This window comes from Bradyrhizobium ferriligni (assembly GCF_056837965.1).
The window spans coordinates 42069-61052 of record NZ_JBXEJO010000005.1 but is presented as its reverse complement, the minus strand read 5'-3'; the positions used below and the strand labels follow the sequence as shown (position 1 = coordinate 61052).

Here is an 18984-nt window from a genome sequence, read left to right as displayed (position 1 = left end):
AACTATTTCGATTGGAGCGCGACGATGGGCGACCACCCGTCGTCAACACCCGACTTCTCGAGGAGCCTGCACCGATCAAGCATCAGCTCAGAAGGGCGGTCATGAGGACGCTGGCGCAAGACAACCTCGAAGCAGCAGATTGCGCCCTGGAAATCGCGCATGCGATATTTCTGCAACCCCTCTTCGTAGTCGGCAATCCAAGCTGAGCCAGCGTCCCTATCTGTCTGCTGCGCCGAATCGATCAATTCGTATACCGCGAGGCCCTCGGTCTTGCCGTAGACGGCTATGCGATCGATCTCGCGTGTGATCATACCGCGCTCAACGAGGCGCTTGGTCTCGGCGCCAATCAGAATTTGCGTCTCATAGTGCTTGTTGGCGCCCTCCAGACGGCTTGCCACGTTCACAGCGTCGCCAATCACGGTGTAGTTCAACCGCAATTCCGAGCCGACATTGCCAACCAGCATGCGGCCAGAATTGATGCCGATCCGGATCTGCAGGGGATGGCCCTGGTCGTCCCTGACGCCGGCGGCCTCGATGGCCTCTCGGCAGGCGAGCGCTGCGCGACAACAGAGCATGGCATGTTCGGCCTGCGCGGTTGGCGCGCCCCAGAACGCCATCACGGCGTCGCCGATGAATTTGTCGATGGTTCCGCGGTGGGCGACGATGACTTCAGAGGCGACGTCGAGATACCGCGATAGCAGCGGCACAACGCGATCGCCCATGCGCTCGGAAAGTCCGGTGAATCCGGCCACGTCGATGAACATCACCGTCAGCTCCTGGATCGAGCCGCCGGGCTTTGCCTCAACGCCCTGGCGCAGGAGCGACCGGACCAGATCGGCCGGGATGAATTTGCGGAACGCGGACAAGCCCTGCGCCATCTCGGCGATCGCGCCCGAAAGGCTCGAAATCTCGGCGAGCCGCGACGGGTGGCGGCGCACCTGGTCCAGCGCAAAACTTTCCACGTGCCGGATTTCTCCAACCACGCGAGCAAGCGGTGCTGCGATCACCGAGCGCACCAGCATCGCAGAGAATAGGGCCGCGAGCAGCGCACCGACGGCAAGACCGATGATGAGCCGCCGCAATGTGGTTTCGACCGGGCCAAGAAACTCAGCCTCAGGGATCACGGTCGCCAGGGACCAGCCGGTAAATGGCAAGGGCGTCAGCGCGACCTCGTAGGCTGCGCCATCGAGGGTAAGCCGCCGCCGCCAAGCCTCCTTGCGACCGTCGTCGCCGGCCAGTGTCAGCGCCATACGCGCCAGCGGCAGCAGATCGATCCGGCTGTGCGCGGGATGCAGCTCGTCGGCGTCCTTGTCGGGAGCCGCGATCAATTCGTCACTCGCACCGAGGATGAAAGCCGTTCCGGTGCGGCCCACCTCGAGTTGGGCGAGGAAACGGGAGAGCCTTGTGTACTCGATGATGATGGCAAGGACGCCCTGACGCTCCTGATAGACATCGATCGGCCCCGCAAAGGCGATCGATGGGCGCGGGCCGATCGGATGGTCGACGACCCCGAACCACTGCGGGCCCTTGGCCTCCATGCCGCTCTTGAACCAGTCCTGCTTGGTGACGCTAAAGTCCGTGGGTTCGAAACGGCGGGTTTCAAATTCGATGTCGCCGGGGATGACCTGATATTCGTCGATGCGGCGTTGGCCGACGTGATCCGTCTTCGATATCTCCATCATCTCCAGACGGCCGTCGCCGAGCTTATGGGCGGCGAAGAAAGAGCCGTCGGGCCAGCCGAAGGCGACCCAGGAGATCGTTGCCTGCGACTGCAATTGTGACAGGAACACGAACTCGCGCTTGTCGGCCTCGCGGGTGTCGAGCACGTTCTGCAGGAACAGCGTGCGCACGGCAGTGTGGGCGGCACGCGCTTCACCGATGATCGCGGACACCTCCTTGCGAACGGCAGCGACGATCTGCTCGTTGATCGTCGAGGCGAGCTGACGGCTGATCGATTCGGCCGTGCGCCACCAGAGCAGGCTCGAGGCTGCGGCGGTGAGCAGGATCGCAGTAAGGACCAGCGCAGAGACGGCAAGACGAATGCTGATCGTCAGCGTCCTCGCCGAAGACGGTGACCGCAGTCGTTCGAGGGCGCTCGGGCGTTCAACGGCGTTCATGTTGACCTTCGCCGGCGGTCGGAGGGCTTGATGGCGGTACGCTTGCGTCCGGCAGATTGTTACGTCTCGGAATCATGACAGGCGCAGCGTCGCCATCGCCAATGCTCAACCGGCCCGGTTTCCATAGCGACAAGGCATTGGAGGCTCCGGCCGATGCCAGCGTATTTGACCAGCACGCGGACGGCACAACAGCCATTTGCGTGACAAACTTGCAGCGACATCACGGATTCGTGAGCTGCCAAACCGTAATGGCGGCAGCGAACGGAACGAACGAGTCAATGCGCCCCCGACGCCTCAGGAGGCGACGCAAAATAACGATGTGGAGAGACCTATGAAGAATGTCATCAGCTCGCTTGTGCTTGCCGGCGCCGTTTCGACCGCGCTTGCGACCCTTGCCACCGCCGCTCCCCTCACCAAGGCAGAGGCGGATGCAGCGACCGCGGCGCACAAGGAGAAGTGCTTCGGCGTCGCGCTGAAGGGCCAGAACGATTGTGCCGCCGGCCCCGGCACGACCTGCCAGGGTACCTCGACGGTCGACTTCCAGGGCAATGCGTGGAAGTTCGTGCAGGGTGGCACCTGCACCAGCATCCAGCTTCCGAACGGCAAGACCGGTTCGCTCAAGCCGGTCTAAGCGCGCCGGACGGCAGGCGTTCACGATCGTAGGGAAAGCGGAGAGACAACATGAATGTGGCGATCTCGTCCCCGTTGCCCGCGGCCGAGCCTCCCCGCTTTCCCGCGCTTGCCATACATGGTCTGGCCGGTACCAGCTTCAAGCCCCAGCACCTCGCTGCGATCCTTGGCGCAGGCCGGCAGCGTGGCTTCTTCGAAGTTCATGCCGAGAACTACATGGGCGCGGGCGGACCGACGCATCGCGCGCTGGAAGCCGTGCGTCGCGACCATCCGGTATCACTGCATGGCGTGTGCATGTCGATCGGTGGCGAACGGCCGCTCGACAAGGCGCATCTGAAGCGCTTCCGCGATCTCGTCGAGCGCTACGAGCCCGCGCTGGTGTCGGAGCATCTCGCCTGGTCGACGCACGACACCACCTACTTCAACGACCTGTTGCCGCTGCCCTATACCGAGGCGACGCTCGGTCGGGTCTGCCATCATATCGATCAGGTGCAGGATGCCATCTGGCGGCCGCTGCTGCTGGAAAATCCGTCGACCTATCTCGCATTCACCGAATCGACAATGAGCGAGACCGAGTTCATCCGCCGCATCGCGGAGCGCACCGGATGCGGACTGCTGCTCGACATCAACAATGTGTTTGTCTCGGCTACCAATCACGGCTTCTCTGCGCTCGATTATCTCTCCGACTTTCCGTTGTCGCGCGTCGGCGAAATCCATCTCGCCGGTCATGCCGAGCAGTTCGACGATGAAGGCGACCTGCTCCTGATCGATAGCCATGACGGACCGGTCACGGACGCGGTGTGGAAGCTGTTCGAGATCGTCGTCTCGCGCTGTGGTCCCGTCCCGACGCTGGTCGAATGGGACAGCAAAATTCCGGATTGGCCAGTGCTGAAGGCCGAGGCGGCCGCGGCGCAGGCAATCCTCGACCGCCGCCAGCGGGAGATGCGTCATGCTGCCGCTTGAGGAGGAGTTGTCGTCCTACGCGGCGCACTTCGCGGCCGCGCTGATCGACCCCGGGCGCGAGACGCCCTCGCTCGTCACCGGGCCGAACGGAAAGGCCGCGGTCCGGCGTTACAATGTCTATCGCAACAACGTCACGGTCAGCCTGATCGATGCGCTTGCCGCGGTCTACCCTGCGGTCGAGCGCATCACGGGCGTCGAGTTCTTCCGTGCCATGGCGCGGTTTCATGTCCGAGCCTCGCCGCCAACATCGCCACTCCTGTTCGACTATGGCCGCGACTTTCCGGCGTTCATCGAAACCTACGAATATGCTCGTGCCATGCCCTGGCTGGCGGATGTCGCGCGGATCGAGCGGGCCTGGCTCAATGCCTATCATGCCGCCGATGCCGCGCCACTGTCACGGGATGCGCTCACCCTGGTTCCGCCGGAGCGGCTGGCCGATGTGGTCTTCACCGCACATCCCGCCGCCGGAATCGTCCGCTCGCCTTTCGCGGCAGTGACGATCTTCGCCGCCAATCGCGGCGGAGAGATGCCAGGTCCGATCGATGCGGGAACGCCGGAGGATGCGCTGATCACCCGGCCGGAGATGGACGTCGTCGTGCGCCATATGCCCGAGGGCGGCGCGGTATTTCTGACAAACCTGATGTCGGGACGGCCGCTTGGCGTCGCCGCTGCGTCGGCACTTCAGTCCTCGCCCAGCTTCGACATCGCGGCGAACATTGCCGGCATGATCGAGGCGGGCACTTTCACATCAATGAATTTCGGAGAACCATGATGGTCATCGATCAGCACTATGGCGCAGGTGAGCGCTTCCGGCTGAGCCACCTCGTGGACAAGGCCGAGCACCTGATCCAGACGATGGCCCTGCCGTCGCTGGTTCAATTCGTGATGCGCGTGGCGCTGGCGGTGCCGTTCTGGAAATCCGGCATCCTGAAATGGACCGGCTTCCTCACGCTCAGCGACACCGCGGTGACGCTGTTCACCGACGAGTTCGTGCTGCACCTGCCGGGCGGGCCCTATCACTATCCGGCGCCCGCGGTGATGGCGTTCCTGTCCGGATGCGGCGAGATCACCTTTCCGGTGCTGCTGGTGCTCGGCCTTGGCACCCGCTTTGCCGCACTCGGGCTGTTGTTCATGACCATCATCGTTGAACTCACCGTGCCCGACGGCTGGCCGATCCACCTTACCTGGGCGGCGATGGCGCTCGGGATCATGGCTTGGGGACCGGGACGCATCTCGGCGGATCATTTGATCCGCGGGTTCGTTCGGCCGGAGAGCTGAGCACATCACGCTTCTGCCCTGAGGCAAGTGGACGATGCGAGGCTTGATGCGTGACGCGTCGGCGGCATATGCGTCCAAATGACGTCTGACCCGTCCGGAGATTTGGCTTGTTGGGCTTGTGCTCGGGCCCGAGGCTATCAAGCCTTAAAAGCGGCACTCTGTCGACGAGCCCAATTGCCTGTTCGAGCATGACGGTCTGTGCAAGGTTCACGGATGCGCGATAGCTGCGCCCCTCTGCTGCGCGGCGGTCTGTCGCTAGCGCCGCCGACCGGACCCCGGAATCGTCCAGCACGAGGTAAGTGGCGCTTTCGGCGTTGTGGGCGCTGTGGATGGCGTACGCGTGACAAGATCCGCCCCTGGACCTCGCGACATTAGGTCGGGGCGATTGTGGAGACCGATGCAGCATGGGGCGTGCCAGTTGCCGGGAAGCCCGATATTTTTCTCAGCTTGTTGGTAGTTCTGTTGGTATCTGCAGCGCTCAGCGGCGAAAATTGTTTCAAATTCAACTGCTTATGGCATTAAGCGATTGTCGGCCAGGGGCACCATTCAGCGCAGCCGTAGCCGACAAGCCATCCGCACGAAGGCTCGTCCCGGCGTAGCCCGAAGGGCGATGCCGAATCCCGCCCCTGGGCGCCATTCGCATGCGATCCAGGCCGTAAACATTCGAAAGATCTCCCTCCGGCTAGAGGGGGGCCGGTTTCCTGCCGCGCCCGAGCGCGAATTGACCGACCGGGCTCTCCACGTGGAATTCAAGCCCCGTCATTTTTGCAAACAGATCGATGTTGCAGGTGCCGATTGCGCAGCCACCAAGGCCCATGTCGGTCGCCGTCAGATAGAACGTCTGGATCAGGTTGCCGACGTCCTTCAGGATCAGCGAATATGCGATTGAGCTGTATTTCCAGGAGATCCGCCCAAAGCGCGCGGCGATCGTGATCAAGACCTGCGGTGGACCGGATGCGTCCATGGCAAACTCGGCCGCCGCAGAAAGCGCTTGGAGTTGTTGGGCGGAGGTGTCGATCGCGACAAGCGCGTGGCTGCCCGCGTCATAGTGGTAAAGTCCGCGTGCAAGCCCCCCGCAGTTCAAGACCGCCAAGTATAGTTCCAGCTCGTACGCGCCGCCTGCCGACGGATAGGGTCTTGCGCTGTAGGTGACCTCGGGATCGCCGTCAAAATCTGCGCCGATCTTCCATTCCGACAGCACGCGGGCTGTCGTGTCGAGAAACTGCGCGAGCTCGGCGAGCGTGACCGGATGCTGGTCGTCGAAATCTCGTATTGAATGGCGTTCGCGCAACAGCTTCGCGAAGTGCGAGACCGACCCCGACGTGGAGAATTTGCCGAGGTCGATCTTCTTGCCGGGCCAAGGCGGACGCACCGCGGGTAGCGGTGGAACGACGCCCGCATGGGTGAACGCGCCGCCAACTGGATTGGTGTGCCGGCCCTCCGTGCTCCTCGTATGAAACACGAGATCGTGGAAGTCCCAGAGAACGAGATTGCCGTCGCCTTCATTCACCCGAAGGCCGTCGCCGTCTTTCGCATTGAGCTTGATCAGCATCTTGCTGTCGATCAGCAATCCGAGCAGATCGAGGTTCGCGGAGGCCGCATGGCGGCGAAGGTTGCTGATCTTCTGAGGCCGCGACAGGGCAGCGAGGGTGGCAGCGATGGCGGGATCGAAAATCCGAAACAGCGCGCCGGCGCGCGGCGATTCCAACACCATCTCGCTGTCGCGCCGGCGCAGATAGGCGAAGCGCGACAGCACAATGGTATCACCGTTCCCCAGCTTTGCGCGTTGTGGCCAGTATTCGGCGACCTGCGGCTCGATGACCACGAGGTCTTGCTCGTCACGCGGAGAGTATAAGCGGTATTCGAGAAATCCATGCCCTGCCAGTCGCCGCACGAGGGCATGAACCTGCCTCGCGAGGACGCCTTTGCCCGCAAAGGAGGCGAGCGGCAGGCCGCCGGTGAGACGTCCCGCACGGTCGACCGCTGCCGCACTGAATTGTCCCAGATTGATCGAGTAGCCGCCCAAGCCTGCAGCGATGCTTCCGTCCGCCTGCATGTGAAGGGAGCAACGACCGTTCAATCGGGCGACGATGACGGGTGCGATCTTCCTGAGCTTCGTTTTCCGGAAGTTGCGCAACGAGCCAGCCTTCAGGTGTGTGGAAGGAATGGCGTGAGCTCGCTTTCCAGTCGCGGACGATTCAGCAACCCGAGCTTCATCGGAACATCGTAAAGTCGGCCGGGCGCGAAGCGGCGATAGAAATGTCGCAACCCCGGAACGAGCACTCTGACGACGGGCACCTGGACATCGGGCCGCGTCTGGTCGAGCACGAGGAAATCAAATCCCGCGCCGGTGGCAATCTCGATGCAGGCATTGACCTGGTCGCGCGCGTTGTCGTGAACCTTGAGGCTCGGCGCCGATGGCACGATCGGATTGTCGCTGGGAATCAGGAACGGATAATCGTCCAGTCGCAGCGGCGTGACACCGTCCAGCGTCGGCTTCTCGCCACTTCCGCCGCCCATCATGCCAATCGACATGAACTGGGTCAGCTCGGTGAGGGAACGCAGCAGGGCTATGCGGCGATCGAAATGCGAGCCGGAACCGAATTCGATATTTTCGTGCCCGTTCTGCGTCCAATGGATGATCGCCACGTAAGAGGGAATGCCGAGATCGCTGGTGATGTCGAGCACCCAAAGCCTGCGCCCTGCATCGGCAAGCTGGGCTTGCAGATCCCGCACATAGGGATCTTCGAATTGCGCGAGGTCGACTTCTGCACGTTGCAGCCGGTTGTACCACCAGATCGCGTAGGCGTCGCGTTCGACCAGTTCGAGGAAGCCTTGAACGATGGCTTCCTCCCGGGTGTTGCCGGCCGCGCATCCGTTGGAATCCGTGTGGAAGCCACCATAGAAGAAGTACAAGAGGCCCGTTGGAAGATGTTTGAAACGCTTGTCGCGTAACGACCAGACCGGCGACCACTCCGTCTTGGTCGAGGGATCGAGCGGCTCAGGCACCAGATGTGAATCGTCCGGCTGCGAGGTATGTCTGCCTTGAAACTGCGCGTCGCTGAAAAGCTGTACTTCGTTGGGAAGAAGAGCGTCGCCGGGAGCGAAATCGACAAAGCGGCGCTTCGTCCTGATCTCGTCCCCCTGGAAAATACCCGAATAGCGCTCGATCGCCTCCATCAACGCGCTTGCCTCGCCCTGCTCGGCTGTGGAGCCCTTGCCGAAGCTGCCGCCGCTTAATCCGGATCTGAGTTGGTCGACGTTCCAGGCCGGCGCCGAGAAATTGTGGTAGGCGAAGAAATTCGTGTTCATCGGCAGATCGGCCTCGATCCGCTCGAGCCGCGAGACGACGCCGGTCAGCGGACTGACGTGCTTGCGGAACCGTGCAACGGTGGCTCGCGACGTCACGGCGCGGTAACCGCCGCTGGTCATGACGAGCTTTCCGCCCTCCGCGATCTCGATCGGCGCTGCCGCTCGGCGCGGACTCTGCAGCTTCCTGCTGCCACAGGTAGGACACTGCGGGCGTCGCGCGACGTAATGCTTGGCAATGACGGCACCGGTCAGGTCGAAGCTTGCGATGTGATCGCGCAGATCGGTACGAAATCCCGAGGCAATCGCTTTTGCGATTTCAACAGCAGCGAAGTGGATGCCGATCTGTCCGACGGCGTCGCCGACCAGGGGCGATACCGCGACCACCTGCGCCGCTCTGCGATCGAGAAATCCCTTGATCTCCCGATTGCGTATCATGCGATCGAACAGGCAAGTCCAGCAGGCGCTCTCGCCCGGCTTGAACACGGGTCCCACCAGCGGAAACACGCCGGACGGCTGCGCCAGCAGCCAGGGCGTCCCATCGCCAAAGCGCTTTCCGTTCAATTCGACGAGCCGCCGGTCAAGATAGTCGTTCGCCAGTGTGATCGTGAGCTTGGGCGACCGCTTGGTGATCCGAACACCGAGCTTGCTCAAGGCCGCGGCAAGTTCGTTGGCGCCTTTGACATCGATCGCTTCGACCCGCACGGGGCAATCGCGGAGATTCTGTTCTGCGACCTCGGGGGGGAGGCCGAGACTCGCCCAATATCCATCGACGACGCCTGCGAACGCGTGCGGCGCTCCGCTTACGACATATCGGCGCTCTAGCAGCCGCCTGATCGCTTCCTCGATCTTGTCGGCGGGAAAACTCTTTGAGAGCTGGCGAACGATCTCTGGTGCAGCCTTACCATTTTTGCCGATCGCCGCGGCCACCGCACAATAGAGATCACCGTGCAGGAAGAATTTGCGGTTCTCGGAATAGAGGCAGACCACATCGGGAGGAATCACATAGGCGGTGAAGTTCGGCGCGAATCGCAAAATGCCCTTGCGGCTCTGCTTCGCGGTGCGGCTCTTGCCATTGACTGTCATCGGGGCGGCACGCTGATCCTGTTGCTGTCATTTCCGATCGCCGGCGCGCGGCCGACAATTGGCATCGCGCGGCTTGTGCGCCGCGTTCGGCCACCGGCATTCTGCGAGCAATTTGGATCACACTCGCCCACCATCGGCAAGCTGATCAGCCAGGCGCGGCGAATGCATAACGAAGCAAAAGTTTGGCCGGGTCGTTCGGGCGCCCGGCCAATAAAATCGCGACGTGTCGACGCCCAGCGCTAGCACCAGCGGCAGCGGCCCCAGGATGCACAGCAGCCTGCGCATGAGACCAATGGCACGCCTACGCCGATCCAACCAACGCCGCAGCCGCCACATCCACCGCAACCGACACCGCAGCGGCAGCCTCTGCAGGCCCTGCATCCTCCGCAACCCCTGCAGCCTCCGCAAGCTCTGGCGCCTCCGCAGCCACGGCAACCACCGCATCCCCGCGCGAGCAGCACGCGGCCTCCGACGCTTTCATCGTCGATGAGATTGAGGTGGAAGGTGGCGAGACTGACGTCGGCGAGTTCTTCCTCACTGAGCGTCGTCATATGGCCCGGCGCGAAGTTCGGCTTGTGTTGAACGTCGCCGGAGGGCACGGCGGAGGCATATGCGCTGCCCGCGAGCGAAAAAGTCAGACCCGCTAATCCCAGCGCCGGTACCGCGGCGTTGGTCGTTCGCTTCTTTCTCGAAGCTTGCTTCGCTCGCTGCATGGCCGCATCCTCCCAGTTTGGAAGAAAGGACTTCCGAAGCACGATCTTACGCCGAGCGAACGAGGCAGACAAGAATTACGGTATACACAAAATGTAATAGAGCTCGTTCTGATTGCATTCATCTTCATGAACGATATCGCGCAATTTGGTCGATTAAATCGAGAATCCGCGCCCGTGGAGCGGATTGCAACGGGTGCAATTTGATGCAGTGCGCAATCGTCGGCCCGCTTGAACGGGGAAATTAGCTTGGTCGATCAACTCGGACGCTTCGCCTGGTATGAGTTGCTGACGACGAACATGTCGGCAGCAGCCGCATTTTATGGCAAGGTCATCGGCTGGGCGGTGGAAGATGCGTCAACGCCGGAGTTCGCCTACACGCTGCTTACTGCAGGCGACGCCCCGGCAGTTGGACTCATGCATCTCCCGGAAGAAGGGCTGCGATTGGGAGCGAGGCCGAGATGGGTCGGCTATATCGCCGTCGATGACGTGGATGCGAAAGCCGTGCAGATCCGCCGTCGCGGGGGCGCGATTCTGGTAACGCCGACCACCAGCAATATTGGCCGAATTTCGGTGGTCGCCGATCCGCAAGGAGCGACGTTCGCACTGGTTTCCGGGCTGACATATGGCCAACGGCAGTCCAGCGGATTGGACGAGCCTGGACGCGTAGGCTGGCACGAGTTGCTGGCTGAAGACCGGAACAAGATCTTCCCGTTTTACGGCGAGATTCTTGGCTGGCAGAAGGCTCACGCTGGGACCGGGCCGGCCGACCTGTATGAATTGTTTTCGGCGGCCGGCCAGACGATCGGCGGAATGCTCACCAAACTTCCGAGCGTATCGCAACCCTGCTGGCTCTATTACTTCAATGTCGACGACATCGGCGCGGCTGCCAAGCGCGTTGATGCTGGCGGGGGCCGGGTCCTCCAAGGTCCAATCGAGTTGCCCGATGGTTGCTGGATCTTGCGATGTGCCGATCCCCAAGGCGCTCTATTTGCGCTGCAGGGAGCCTGGGATCAGAAAGGCACCGGGCGACCTTCCGCCTCGGAAGTCAATTGGTCCGCCAAGTGGGGCGACGTCGCGTCACATGGCAAATTGGTCCTTCACAAGACGAAGCGCTAGGTCGGGAACGCTTCGACCTTGTCGACAGCGGAATTATATCGGTATTTCAATTAGGTAGAGGTTCGCAATTGCATTCTGAATGGTGCACCACGCTTCGCCCTTGCGGGCTTCGCGTGGCGCGGCCACGCGAAGGCTGCAAGGGCGAAGCGTGTCCGGCGAAGCTTGAGCAACGCGAAGACGTACTGTTTGCAATCACCACACCTCACTGATTCAAGTTCGGTAGCCGATCCCAGGCTAGCCGGCTCGGCAGCGCGTCGTTGTCCAACAGCACATCCGCGATAATCAAATTAACCACCATCGCGCGGACCACGCCTGAGGTCTTCGGCAGTGTCGCGGCCGCCGGACGAGACGTACCGGCCATATTTTGGCCATAGCCCGTTTCTTAAACGCCTGCGCGGGCCATGCCCCGCCTTCGTTTTGCGTCGCCTGACCGATGCGGTCGCTTCGCGAGCCAATCGCAGATCATCGCTGCGCTTCCCCCACAACATGGATGGTCTGCCAACAGCAAGAAGGACTTTGTAATGCGTAAACTTCTAGCCGCTGTGGCGGTTCTTTTGGCGTTCGCTTCAACTGCCGAAGCCCGCGGCCGTCACCATCATCACCGGCACTATGCACATTCCGGTCGCCCGGCCGCGTGGTGCGGCTGGTTCATGCGGACCCAGGTCGGCAGCGATCCCGGTCCGCAATTCAATCTGGCCCGATCCTGGGCGCGCTACGGCAGCAATGCCGGCGGCCCCTCGGTCGGCACCATCGTGGTTTGGCGTCACCACGTCGGCAAGATCGTGGGTCAGGAGAACGGCCAGTGGATCGTGCAGAGCGGCAACGACGGGCATGCCGTGCGCACGCGGCCGCGCTCGCTGGCGGGCGCCATCGCATTTCGAAATGCCTACGCTTCGTTCTAAAGCGCGATGAGATTGGGTCGAATCGTCATCGCGCTTTAGCCTCTTGTTTGAGCATGATCTCCGCGCAAATGCTGCGCGTTTGTCGCGAGGGAAAACCGCTGCGCACTTTTCCGGATCATGCTTGGGGAACCTCGACGCTTCAGCTGACATGCGAGCTTGCGACATCCGGCGGTATACGAACCGTTCATGATCGCGGCTTACGCTGAAGCGGGGTTTCGCCCTGAAGCCCTCAGACGGGCGCCGTCATCTGTGTTGACCAGATGGCGGCGCCTTTTTTCAGGAGCGAATTGGCTTGCCCCAGAAATCGAAAAAAGTCGCGACGCCCTCCCAGACGGCTTCTTACTGGTCGGCCGCTTACGTGAGTTTCCGCAACGGCGTGACGGTTTTCGCCGTGACCGGTGGCGTGCTCGGGTTTCTGCTGGTCGCCAAGCACTATCTGTGAACTTCAGCGCTTTCCGAGGCTCTTCAGATACGCGCAGAACATGTCAGCCATGGCGTCGGCATAGGCTTTGATCTCCGCGGGCGCTCGCGGGCTCTCCGAAAAATCCTTGCCCACCGTGCTTAGCGTCGTCGTGATCAGATCGCCGGCCATCGCGCGCACCGCGTCGGACGCTTGCGGCAATGCCTCGCGCATGAAGGCTTCGACGATGCGCTCGCCCGATGCCCGCGCTTCGCGCGCCTCGGGCGCATCGCGATAGAGCGGCGCGGCGTCGCTGAGCGCGACGCGCACCGCGGCCTCCTCGCATTCGGAGCGGATGAAGGCGTGCACCAACGAACGCAGCCGATCCAATGGCGGCCGCTTGGCATCCTCGAGGATGTCACGCAGCAGGCGCGTGGTCTGCCGCCACTCGTCACTCTGCAACCGGAACAGGATCGAGGCCTTGTTCGGGAAATACTGGTACAGCGAGCCGACGCTGACGCCGGCCTTCTCGGCCACCCGCGCCGTGGTGAAGCGCTGCGCGCCCTGCTTCGTCAAAACCTGAACAGCCGCATCGAGAATCGCCGCGACGAGCTCGGTCGAGCGGGCCTGTTGCGGCTGTTTTCGCGAGGAAATTGAGGAGCTTCGCCGTTCGGTCATGGACGCCCTGGGGAATGCGATTAGCGAATGCGAATAATTATTCGTATTTCTGGCGAGGCGCAAGGACGCGCCGTTTTCACACCGGAGACCGACATGACCACCCTCATTTCACCCACGCTTGCGGGCCTGCTCGAGCGCCTGTTTGCGCAAGCCTCCGCTGCGGTCGAGGAAACCCGGCTCGCGGTGGCCGACCTTTCCGACACCGAACAGGCGCGCCTGATGCGGAGCAAGACCGACTACCGCGCGCTGTACGGCCGGCTGAACAATGTGCCGCTCGCGGTCTCGCGCGAGACCGGCGCGCTGCTCTACATGCTGGCGCGCGGCAGCCGTGCCCGGAACATCGTCGAGTTCGGCACGTCATTCGGCATCTCGACGCTGCACCTTGCTGCCGCGCTGCGCGACAATGGCGGCGGGCGCCTGATCACCAGCGAGTTCGAATCGTCCAAGGTGGTGCGTGCGCGGGACAATCTCGTCGCCGGCGGGCTCGATGACCTCGTCGAGATCCGCGAGGGCGACGCACTCCAGACGCTGCGCACGGGCATGCCCGATACGATCGACCTCGTGCTGCTCGACGGCGCCAAGGCGCTCTATCCCGATATCCTCGATCTCGTGGAGAGCCGTCTGAAGCCCGGCGCCTTCGTCGTCGCCGACAACGCCGACGACAGCCCCGACTATCTGGCGCGCGTGCGCTCGCCGGCGAACGGCTACATGTCTGTACCGTTCGGCGACGACGTCGAGCTGTCGATGCGGCTCGGCTGAGGCGGATGACGAGAAAAGCGCGCGGTCAGGCCGCCTTGATCCTGTCGATGATGGCAGACAGCCGCGCGCGCTTTGCTGGGTCGGTGACGTATTGGAGACTGGCTTCGAGGTCGCGAAGGACACTGCTGACTTTCCATTTCGCTTGCCCCTCGGCAACCACCTGCATTGCCAGTTCCTCGGCCTTGTCGGGATCGCCAAGGTCGAAGGCCGCGGCAAGCTGCGTCGGGCGCAGCCATTCGTCGGCAAGTTGCAATCGTCTTGCCCGTTCGCAGGCGGCAATCGCGACCCGCACAGTGGCCTGCGCAAGATCCTCGTCGCCCGGGTTCCCCCGGGCGCGATAGAGACGGGGCAGGTTGCTGGAGCAATAATAGGCGTTGAGATCGAGCTCCATACCCTGCTGATAACAGTCGATCGCCTTCTCGAGCTCCTCCTTGCGGCGAGGAGAGTCGGCTGGTGCGCCTCTGGCGAGGCGTTTGTGGCGGCCACCCATCAAGCCGAGCCGTTCCGGCGTCAGCCCCGCGAAATCAATCAATGTCTGTATCTCGGCAATGGCCTGGATGTCGTCGCCGGCCTGGGCCGCGGCAAATGCACGATTTTCCTGCACTTCAGGCTCGTTGGCGAAGCGGTCGGGAAGCTTGCCGATGAAATCCAGCACGATGTTCCAGTCGGCGGCATCATTGACGCAGTCGCGCAGCATCAGCAACAAAGCGAGCGCCTTTGCATAAGTGGCGGGCGGACTTCCCTCGGTCGCGATCAGCGCTTGGGCCCGCGCCATGCGCTGATCCGCGGGCGCCGCGCGCACCGCGCGTATCTTGGTCTGAAACGCGGCTTGCTCGGCGAGCTGACTCCGCATCGTCATCGCCTTGCGCGGGTCGACATTGTCCGGATAGCCCGGGATCGACTGGTGCATCGGCGAAATCCCGTCAGCAAGCGCCTTGATGGGATCCTTGATCGCGGCCTGCATGGCTGCCGCGGTCGCCTCGGTGATCTCGCCCTCGGGCAGCGGATAGCGGACGGTTCGCATCTGCACGACATCGAACAATTGTTTGGACCAGTCGGCCGCCAGCAACACGCACCCGGTCTTTTGCGATGCGTGGCGGATACCGACCTCGTAATAGACATTGCCGTTCGGAATCGTCATGTCGGCGAGCACGAGATCGGCGAAGTAGATCCGCTCCAGCATTTCACTGACGATCAATGCGCTGGTGTCCTGGTCGGCACGCACCGGCTGATAACCGAGCGCCTTGATGGCGGGTACGTAGGCGCGATCCCACAATGCGTTGAAATCGATCTCGGCTGGACCAAACTTGGGATCGGCCTGGGTCGGCTTGCGGCCATAGGGCATGATCATGAAACACGACGGCATATCGCAATTCCTTCAGTCCCATAATTTCTTCGTATCCAGCCAGTAAATCCACGTTGTCTTGCGCCCGGCCTCATCCATCAGGTGCTTGGCGCCGCCGGGACCATCGCCGCCTTCGCCATTCCACAGGCAGACGAAGGCGAGCTTCCTGTCGCCAAATCGGGCGGCCCGCTCCAGCATCCATTGATTGTCGCGCTCATAGGCGTTTTCACCGGCCGGCAGCGGCCCCAGTTCGTCGGGCATGACATGGAACGTGGCTCGCGATTTCGCCGCGAGATAGCGCGCGCGCCAGTTGCCGCCAGCGAAATCGACCGAGCCGGCAAGGAACGTCGGTTCGTCGAATGGAATATAGATTTCAAGCTGCATGCCCTTCGCGAGGGCAGCTTCCGCAAACAACAGATCGCCGCCGCAGGCGCCGCCGCAAATGGCGAGATCACCCTTGGTGACACCGATCTTCGCAAGCACGTCGGCGATCGCAGCGGCCGCAACAGGCTCCTTGTCCGGCGGAAAGCGTGGCGTTTTTCGATCTGGCGCATCGATCATGTGACCGCTGAAGAGAACCACTGTGTTTGGCGATCCGGCGCTTTGCTCTGTGGTCATCGTGACACCCAGCTCGTGATGGGATCATTGTGTCTCGATGACGAACTTATCTGAAGGCGAATTCCTTGTCGAAACCGGGATCCGGGTGGCGGGACGCCGCGCGTGCGGCATCACGTGAGATCGAAGGCCGGCGGGAAGTGTTCCGGCTTGACCTGCCTGACGGCTGCGAGGCGTCCGATCTCGGCAAGCTCGTGCATGTTGTTCGGGTCATCCATCGCGGCGATCTTCGCCAGCGCGTCCGGCGTCCGGTCGATCGCGACCGTCTTCTTCAACCAGGTGGTTTCCAGCAGCACGTTGTAGCGCGCATAGGTCGCGAGTTGCGGTCCGACCCGACTGTCCGCCACCATATCTTCCACCGCGCGATCGATCGACCAGGGCGTCAGGCAGTTGGTCAGCCATTGCAGCATGCCGTGATTATGCCGTCCGCAATCGTCCATGAGCGATTGCAGCGAGCGCAGGCCCTGCTCGGCCGCCGGCATGTGAACGATTTCTTCCGTCGAGAAGGTCGACTTGAACACGCCGGTGCCGGCCGAGATCAGCAGGAGATTGTCCCTGCCGGTTGGCCAGCGAAAGCCATGGCCATGGAGCGACGCCAGCATCAGGAGCTGCAGCGCAGGATCGTTGAACGGGCTGACGCCGCCATCGACGAAGGCGCCGCTGACCGTGTTGCCGGAGCGCGACGAGATCGTGATCTCCTGGGGACTGAAATAGGTCGGCGCCGCGGTGCTGGCGCGCACCACTTGCGTCAGCCGCAGCCCGCCGTCCTGCTTGGCAAAGGGCGCGTCCGGGTGGTTGTGCAGCGGCCAGGGACTACCGGTATCGAGCCGCTTGGTCATGATCATCAGGCCGGTACGGATGCGATCGCCGCCGAGCGAGGTGTCGGCGCCGAGCTGCGCGTCGAGAGCGTGCTGCAGGGCATCCGACTTGAATTTCGGCGCCAGCAGCCCGCGCCGCCAGAACGAGCCCTGGAAGACGTCGGTGCCGATGCCGCGATAGAGCTGCTTCAACGCGTCGGCCGTCATTCCGCAGGCCAATCCGGCAGCGATGATCGATCCGGTCGAGGTGCCGCCGATCAGATCGAAATAATCGCAAAGCAGCAAATCGCTGTTGCCGAACCGCTTGCGCAACATTGCCTCGATGGCGCTGACATATTCGAGCGTCAGGATGCCGCGGATGCCGCCGCCGTCGAGCGCCAGTATCCGCTTCGGCCCGAATGCGCGATCGAGATGCTGCTGCTTGGTTTTCGGCATAACTGCCCCCGACTATGACTTTTGCTGATCTCGGTACGGCCGACCGATCACGGCCGAAGGCTCAATTGGTCGCGCGCCCGCGCGAACCGCGCCAAGGCATAAAATGAAGCGATGCGTTCGACACATCAGCTGAGTTTCGAAAAATTTTAGCCAGTCCATTCCGGAGCCCGACAAGCGTCGCGCGCCGGGTCCCTAGGTATCTTGCACATGGCACACCCTAAGGTATAGTGAGATAAATCACTGGCAGGCGGTTTTTCTTTTTCGCGCCCGGCGATCGCAGATTTCAGAGACGAGCTATCATTGAGCTCGCGGCAGGATGTGCAGCCGCGGCATTCGGCCGATGAGACACGGCCAGCCGTCGCATAAGATTCATGCAGATCGGGTTTTGCCATGCCAAATGATTTCTCGGTCTTTATCAGCCATCGCGCCGAAGACAGGTTTCTCGCGCGCCTGCTCAAGGCGCGGCTCGAATATCTCAGCAGCCTGGACGGCCAGCGTCCGGTGGAATGCTTCGTCTGCGAGGAAATTCCCGGCGGCTCGGAATGGCGGCAATGGATGATCGACAACACGGCGAAGGCCGATTGCCTGATCTTCATCCACACCAATGCCGAGCACAATTGGACCTGGTGCGCATCCGAGATTGCCCAGTTCGACGGTTACAAGCGCGCGCTGAAGCTCATCTCCAAGGTGCTGTGGTTCTCGGTCGACTCTTCGCCTTCGTTTCCGATGCTGGCGGAGAACGAGTTCTACGGAATCGGCGAGGACGACGTCCGGCGATTCCTCGAAGACCTGTTCGTGAAGCCGACCTTCGGTCCTGCGCCGCTGCGGCCGCGACTGAACGCCAACTACGCGCCCAAGTTCAACGAGGCGGCGAAGGACATTCACGCGCAGTTCCTGCAGATCACCCGGCCGGAAGAGCTGTTTCGCCTGCGGCTTCGCATCGTGTTCAGCGACGAATTGTCGTTCCGGCAAAAGGCCGAAACGCTCAGGCCATTGCCCCCAGCCGATCGCGCGCGCGGCTTCCTGAAGGATGCCGTGCTGGAGGCGGATGCCGGCACCACCACGCTGTTGTCCGGCCCCGATACGGCGGAGCTCGACTGGGAGGATCTGCTCCGCGCGCAAAACCGCTACGACAGCGGGGCCTGGCTCGACGAGCTGACGAGCTATGTCGCGAACTCGTTCGCCGACGTGGATATCGCCAGCCGGCGCAGCCGCGAGCAGGTCCTCAGTCCGATCTTCCGCGATCTGAAGCTGTATCAGCCGGTCATCGCCCGGCTCGAATATCTCGACAGCACGCCGTTCTCGATCGTCATCATCTTCGTGCCGATGCCGCCATTCAGCGAGGATCCCCGCCTGATGGTCGCGCAGAACATGCCGAAGGACATCGTCTTCCTGTCGATCCTGCTGCGGCTGGCGCGGCGCTTCCGCTGGTCGTTCCTCGAGCCGCTATACAACGCCGTCGAGGGCCTGGACGATGACTTCAGCGCCAAGCGATGGGACGATCTGCTGGAGCGCTACCACGAATGCCTGGAAAACCTCGATTCCATCCTGCGACAGGGCAATATGCGCGAGCTCGAAACCGTCGGCGACATCAAGTCGGCGATCAACATCTCCGACGATGCGCTGCTCAAGGAGATGTTCAAGGATTGGGGGACGTTTCAGACCCGGCTGGCGCAGGCCATCGAGAAGAAGTCGCCAAGCGACGTCAGGCAGACGCTCGAGCCCTGGCTGAAGCGCAACAAGGACTTCATGAAACAGCTGCTCGTCGAAACCCAGGGCAAGGTGGAGAAGCTGCGGCCGCTGGAGGCCCGCTAGAGCGT

18 protein-coding genes are annotated in these 18984 nt (G+C 62.4%); 11 read left to right on the top strand and 7 right to left on the bottom strand.

The annotated features are described in order from the left end of the window. Positions 1 to 2: 2 nt before the first annotated feature. Entirely contained in the window at positions 3 to 2117 is a 2115-nt protein-coding gene (locus AC1VNY_RS04095) for an adenylate/guanylate cyclase domain-containing protein (RefSeq protein ID WP_482404189.1), read from the bottom strand. A gap of 331 nt (positions 2118 to 2448) precedes the next feature. On the opposite strand from AC1VNY_RS04095, the gene AC1VNY_RS04090 reads away from it, so the two are divergent. Genes AC1VNY_RS04090 through AC1VNY_RS04075 form a run of 4 tightly spaced genes read left to right on the top strand, consistent with a single transcriptional unit; the run spans position 2449 to position 4988 of the window. Next, positions 2449 to 2748, top strand: a complete 300-nt coding sequence (locus tag AC1VNY_RS04090) for a BufA1 family periplasmic bufferin-type metallophore (RefSeq protein WP_038377692.1) — start codon at positions 2449 to 2451, stop codon at positions 2746 to 2748. 50 nt (positions 2749 to 2798) lie between these two features. Further along, positions 2799 to 3710, top strand: coding sequence for an MNIO family bufferin maturase (gene bufB / locus AC1VNY_RS04085; RefSeq protein ID WP_482404188.1), 912 nt, complete (start codon positions 2799 to 2801; stop codon positions 3708 to 3710). Further along, positions 3697 to 4482 carry an HvfC/BufC N-terminal domain-containing protein gene (locus tag AC1VNY_RS04080; RefSeq protein WP_482404187.1) on the top strand — a complete coding sequence of 262 codons (786 nt, stop codon included), beginning with the start codon at positions 3697 to 3699 and terminating at the stop codon, positions 4480 to 4482. The genes bufB and AC1VNY_RS04080 overlap by 14 nt, the downstream gene beginning before the upstream one ends. After that, complete coding sequence (locus AC1VNY_RS04075; RefSeq protein ID WP_482404285.1) at positions 4482 to 4988, top strand: DoxX family protein; 507 nt, start codon at positions 4482 to 4484, stop codon at positions 4986 to 4988. The genes AC1VNY_RS04080 and AC1VNY_RS04075 overlap by 1 nt, the downstream gene beginning before the upstream one ends. A gap of 682 nt (positions 4989 to 5670) precedes the next feature. Here the strand turns inward: AC1VNY_RS04075 and AC1VNY_RS04070 are convergent. Next, on the bottom strand, positions 5671 to 7044 hold the full coding sequence (locus tag AC1VNY_RS04070; RefSeq protein WP_482404284.1) for a SagB/ThcOx family dehydrogenase: 1374 nt from the start codon (positions 7042 to 7044) through the stop codon (positions 5671 to 5673). Between the two features lie 92 nt (positions 7045 to 7136). Then, the gene (locus tag AC1VNY_RS04065; RefSeq protein WP_482404186.1) at positions 7137 to 9227 is read right to left on the bottom strand and encodes a TOMM precursor leader peptide-binding protein; all 2091 of its coding nucleotides are present in this window, start codon (positions 9225 to 9227) and stop codon (positions 7137 to 7139) included. An 18-nt stretch (positions 9228 to 9245) separates the two neighbouring features. Between AC1VNY_RS04065 and AC1VNY_RS04060 the strand changes: the two genes are divergently transcribed. From AC1VNY_RS04060 to AC1VNY_RS04045, 4 genes are all read left to right on the top strand, one after another. Beyond that, positions 9246 to 9626, top strand: coding sequence for a hypothetical protein (locus tag AC1VNY_RS04060; RefSeq protein ID WP_482404185.1), 381 nt, complete (start codon positions 9246 to 9248; stop codon positions 9624 to 9626). A 716-nt stretch (positions 9627 to 10342) separates the two neighbouring features. Further along, positions 10343 to 11212: a VOC family protein gene (locus tag AC1VNY_RS04055; RefSeq protein WP_482404184.1), complete on the top strand. Its 870-nt coding sequence runs from the start codon at positions 10343 to 10345 to the stop codon at positions 11210 to 11212. A 521-nt stretch (positions 11213 to 11733) separates the two neighbouring features. Continuing rightward, complete coding sequence (locus AC1VNY_RS04050; protein WP_233475590.1) at positions 11734 to 12114, top strand: C40 family peptidase; 381 nt, start codon at positions 11734 to 11736, stop codon at positions 12112 to 12114. 292 nt (positions 12115 to 12406) lie between these two features. After that, complete coding sequence (locus AC1VNY_RS04045) at positions 12407 to 12556, top strand: hypothetical protein (RefSeq protein WP_411779325.1); 150 nt, start codon at positions 12407 to 12409, stop codon at positions 12554 to 12556. Between the two features lie 3 nt (positions 12557 to 12559). Here AC1VNY_RS04045 and AC1VNY_RS04040 read toward each other — a convergent pair whose 3' ends face one another. Continuing rightward, complete coding sequence (locus AC1VNY_RS04040; protein ID WP_482404183.1) at positions 12560 to 13192, bottom strand: TetR/AcrR family transcriptional regulator; 633 nt, start codon at positions 13190 to 13192, stop codon at positions 12560 to 12562. Positions 13193 to 13285: 93 nt separating this feature from the next. Between AC1VNY_RS04040 and AC1VNY_RS04035 the strand changes: the two genes are divergently transcribed. Next, on the top strand, positions 13286 to 13951 hold the full coding sequence (locus tag AC1VNY_RS04035) for an O-methyltransferase (RefSeq protein ID WP_482404182.1): 666 nt from the start codon (positions 13286 to 13288) through the stop codon (positions 13949 to 13951). A 25-nt stretch (positions 13952 to 13976) separates the two neighbouring features. On the opposite strand, the gene AC1VNY_RS04030 is transcribed toward AC1VNY_RS04035, so the two are convergent. Both AC1VNY_RS04030 and AC1VNY_RS04025 read right to left on the bottom strand, forming a co-directional pair. After that, a complete protein-coding gene (locus AC1VNY_RS04030) occupies positions 13977 to 15317 on the bottom strand; it encodes a TRAFs-binding domain-containing protein (protein ID WP_482404181.1) in 1341 nt (446 codons plus the stop codon). A gap of 12 nt (positions 15318 to 15329) precedes the next feature. Next, the gene (locus tag AC1VNY_RS04025; RefSeq protein ID WP_482404180.1) at positions 15330 to 15557 is read right to left on the bottom strand and encodes a hypothetical protein; all 228 of its coding nucleotides are present in this window, start codon (positions 15555 to 15557) and stop codon (positions 15330 to 15332) included. A 3-nt stretch (positions 15558 to 15560) separates the two neighbouring features. Between AC1VNY_RS04025 and AC1VNY_RS04020 the strand changes: the two genes are divergently transcribed. Next, complete coding sequence (locus tag AC1VNY_RS04020) at positions 15561 to 15968, top strand: hypothetical protein (protein ID WP_482404179.1); 408 nt, start codon at positions 15561 to 15563, stop codon at positions 15966 to 15968. Positions 15969 to 16024: 56 nt separating this feature from the next. Here AC1VNY_RS04020 and AC1VNY_RS04015 read toward each other — a convergent pair whose 3' ends face one another. Then, entirely contained in the window at positions 16025 to 17164 is a 1140-nt protein-coding gene (locus AC1VNY_RS04015; protein ID WP_482404178.1) for a patatin-like phospholipase family protein, read from the bottom strand. Between the two features lie 390 nt (positions 17165 to 17554). Between AC1VNY_RS04015 and AC1VNY_RS04010 the strand changes: the two genes are divergently transcribed. Then, the gene (locus AC1VNY_RS04010; protein ID WP_482404177.1) at positions 17555 to 18979 is read left to right on the top strand and encodes a toll/interleukin-1 receptor domain-containing protein; all 1425 of its coding nucleotides are present in this window, start codon (positions 17555 to 17557) and stop codon (positions 18977 to 18979) included. Positions 18980 to 18984 lie beyond the last annotated feature (5 nt).

What these genes read in the sequence shown, in the direction of transcription:
- AC1VNY_RS04095 (WP_482404189.1), bottom strand. Translation starts at nt 2,117, where the DNA reads ATGAACGCCGTTGAACGCCCGAGCGCCCTCGAACGACTGCGGTCACCG.
- AC1VNY_RS04090 (WP_038377692.1), top strand. Translation starts at nt 2,449, where the DNA reads ATGAAGAATGTCATCAGCTCGCTTGTGCTTGCCGGCGCCGTTTCGACC.
- bufB (WP_482404188.1), top strand. Translation starts at nt 2,799, where the DNA reads ATGAATGTGGCGATCTCGTCCCCGTTGCCCGCGGCCGAGCCTCCCCGC.
- AC1VNY_RS04080 (WP_482404187.1), top strand. Translation starts at nt 3,697, where the DNA reads ATGCTGCCGCTTGAGGAGGAGTTGTCGTCCTACGCGGCGCACTTCGCG.
- AC1VNY_RS04075 (WP_482404285.1), top strand. Translation starts at nt 4,482, where the DNA reads ATGGTCATCGATCAGCACTATGGCGCAGGTGAGCGCTTCCGGCTGAGC.
- AC1VNY_RS04070 (WP_482404284.1), bottom strand. Translation starts at nt 7,044, where the DNA reads ATGCAGGCGGACGGAAGCATCGCTGCAGGCTTGGGCGGCTACTCGATC.
- AC1VNY_RS04050 (WP_233475590.1), top strand. Translation starts at nt 11,734, where the DNA reads ATGCGTAAACTTCTAGCCGCTGTGGCGGTTCTTTTGGCGTTCGCTTCA.
- AC1VNY_RS04040 (WP_482404183.1), bottom strand. Translation starts at nt 13,192, where the DNA reads ATGACCGAACGGCGAAGCTCCTCAATTTCCTCGCGAAAACAGCCGCAA.
- AC1VNY_RS04035 (WP_482404182.1), top strand. Translation starts at nt 13,286, where the DNA reads ATGACCACCCTCATTTCACCCACGCTTGCGGGCCTGCTCGAGCGCCTG.
- AC1VNY_RS04030 (WP_482404181.1), bottom strand. Translation starts at nt 15,317, where the DNA reads ATGCCGTCGTGTTTCATGATCATGCCCTATGGCCGCAAGCCGACCCAG.
- AC1VNY_RS04025 (WP_482404180.1), bottom strand. Translation starts at nt 15,557, where the DNA reads ATGCCCGACGAACTGGGGCCGCTGCCGGCCGGTGAAAACGCCTATGAG.
- AC1VNY_RS04020 (WP_482404179.1), top strand. Translation starts at nt 15,561, where the DNA reads ATGGAACGTGGCTCGCGATTTCGCCGCGAGATAGCGCGCGCGCCAGTT.
- AC1VNY_RS04015 (WP_482404178.1), bottom strand. Translation starts at nt 17,164, where the DNA reads ATGCCGAAAACCAAGCAGCAGCATCTCGATCGCGCATTCGGGCCGAAG.
- AC1VNY_RS04010 (WP_482404177.1), top strand. Translation starts at nt 17,555, where the DNA reads ATGCCAAATGATTTCTCGGTCTTTATCAGCCATCGCGCCGAAGACAGG.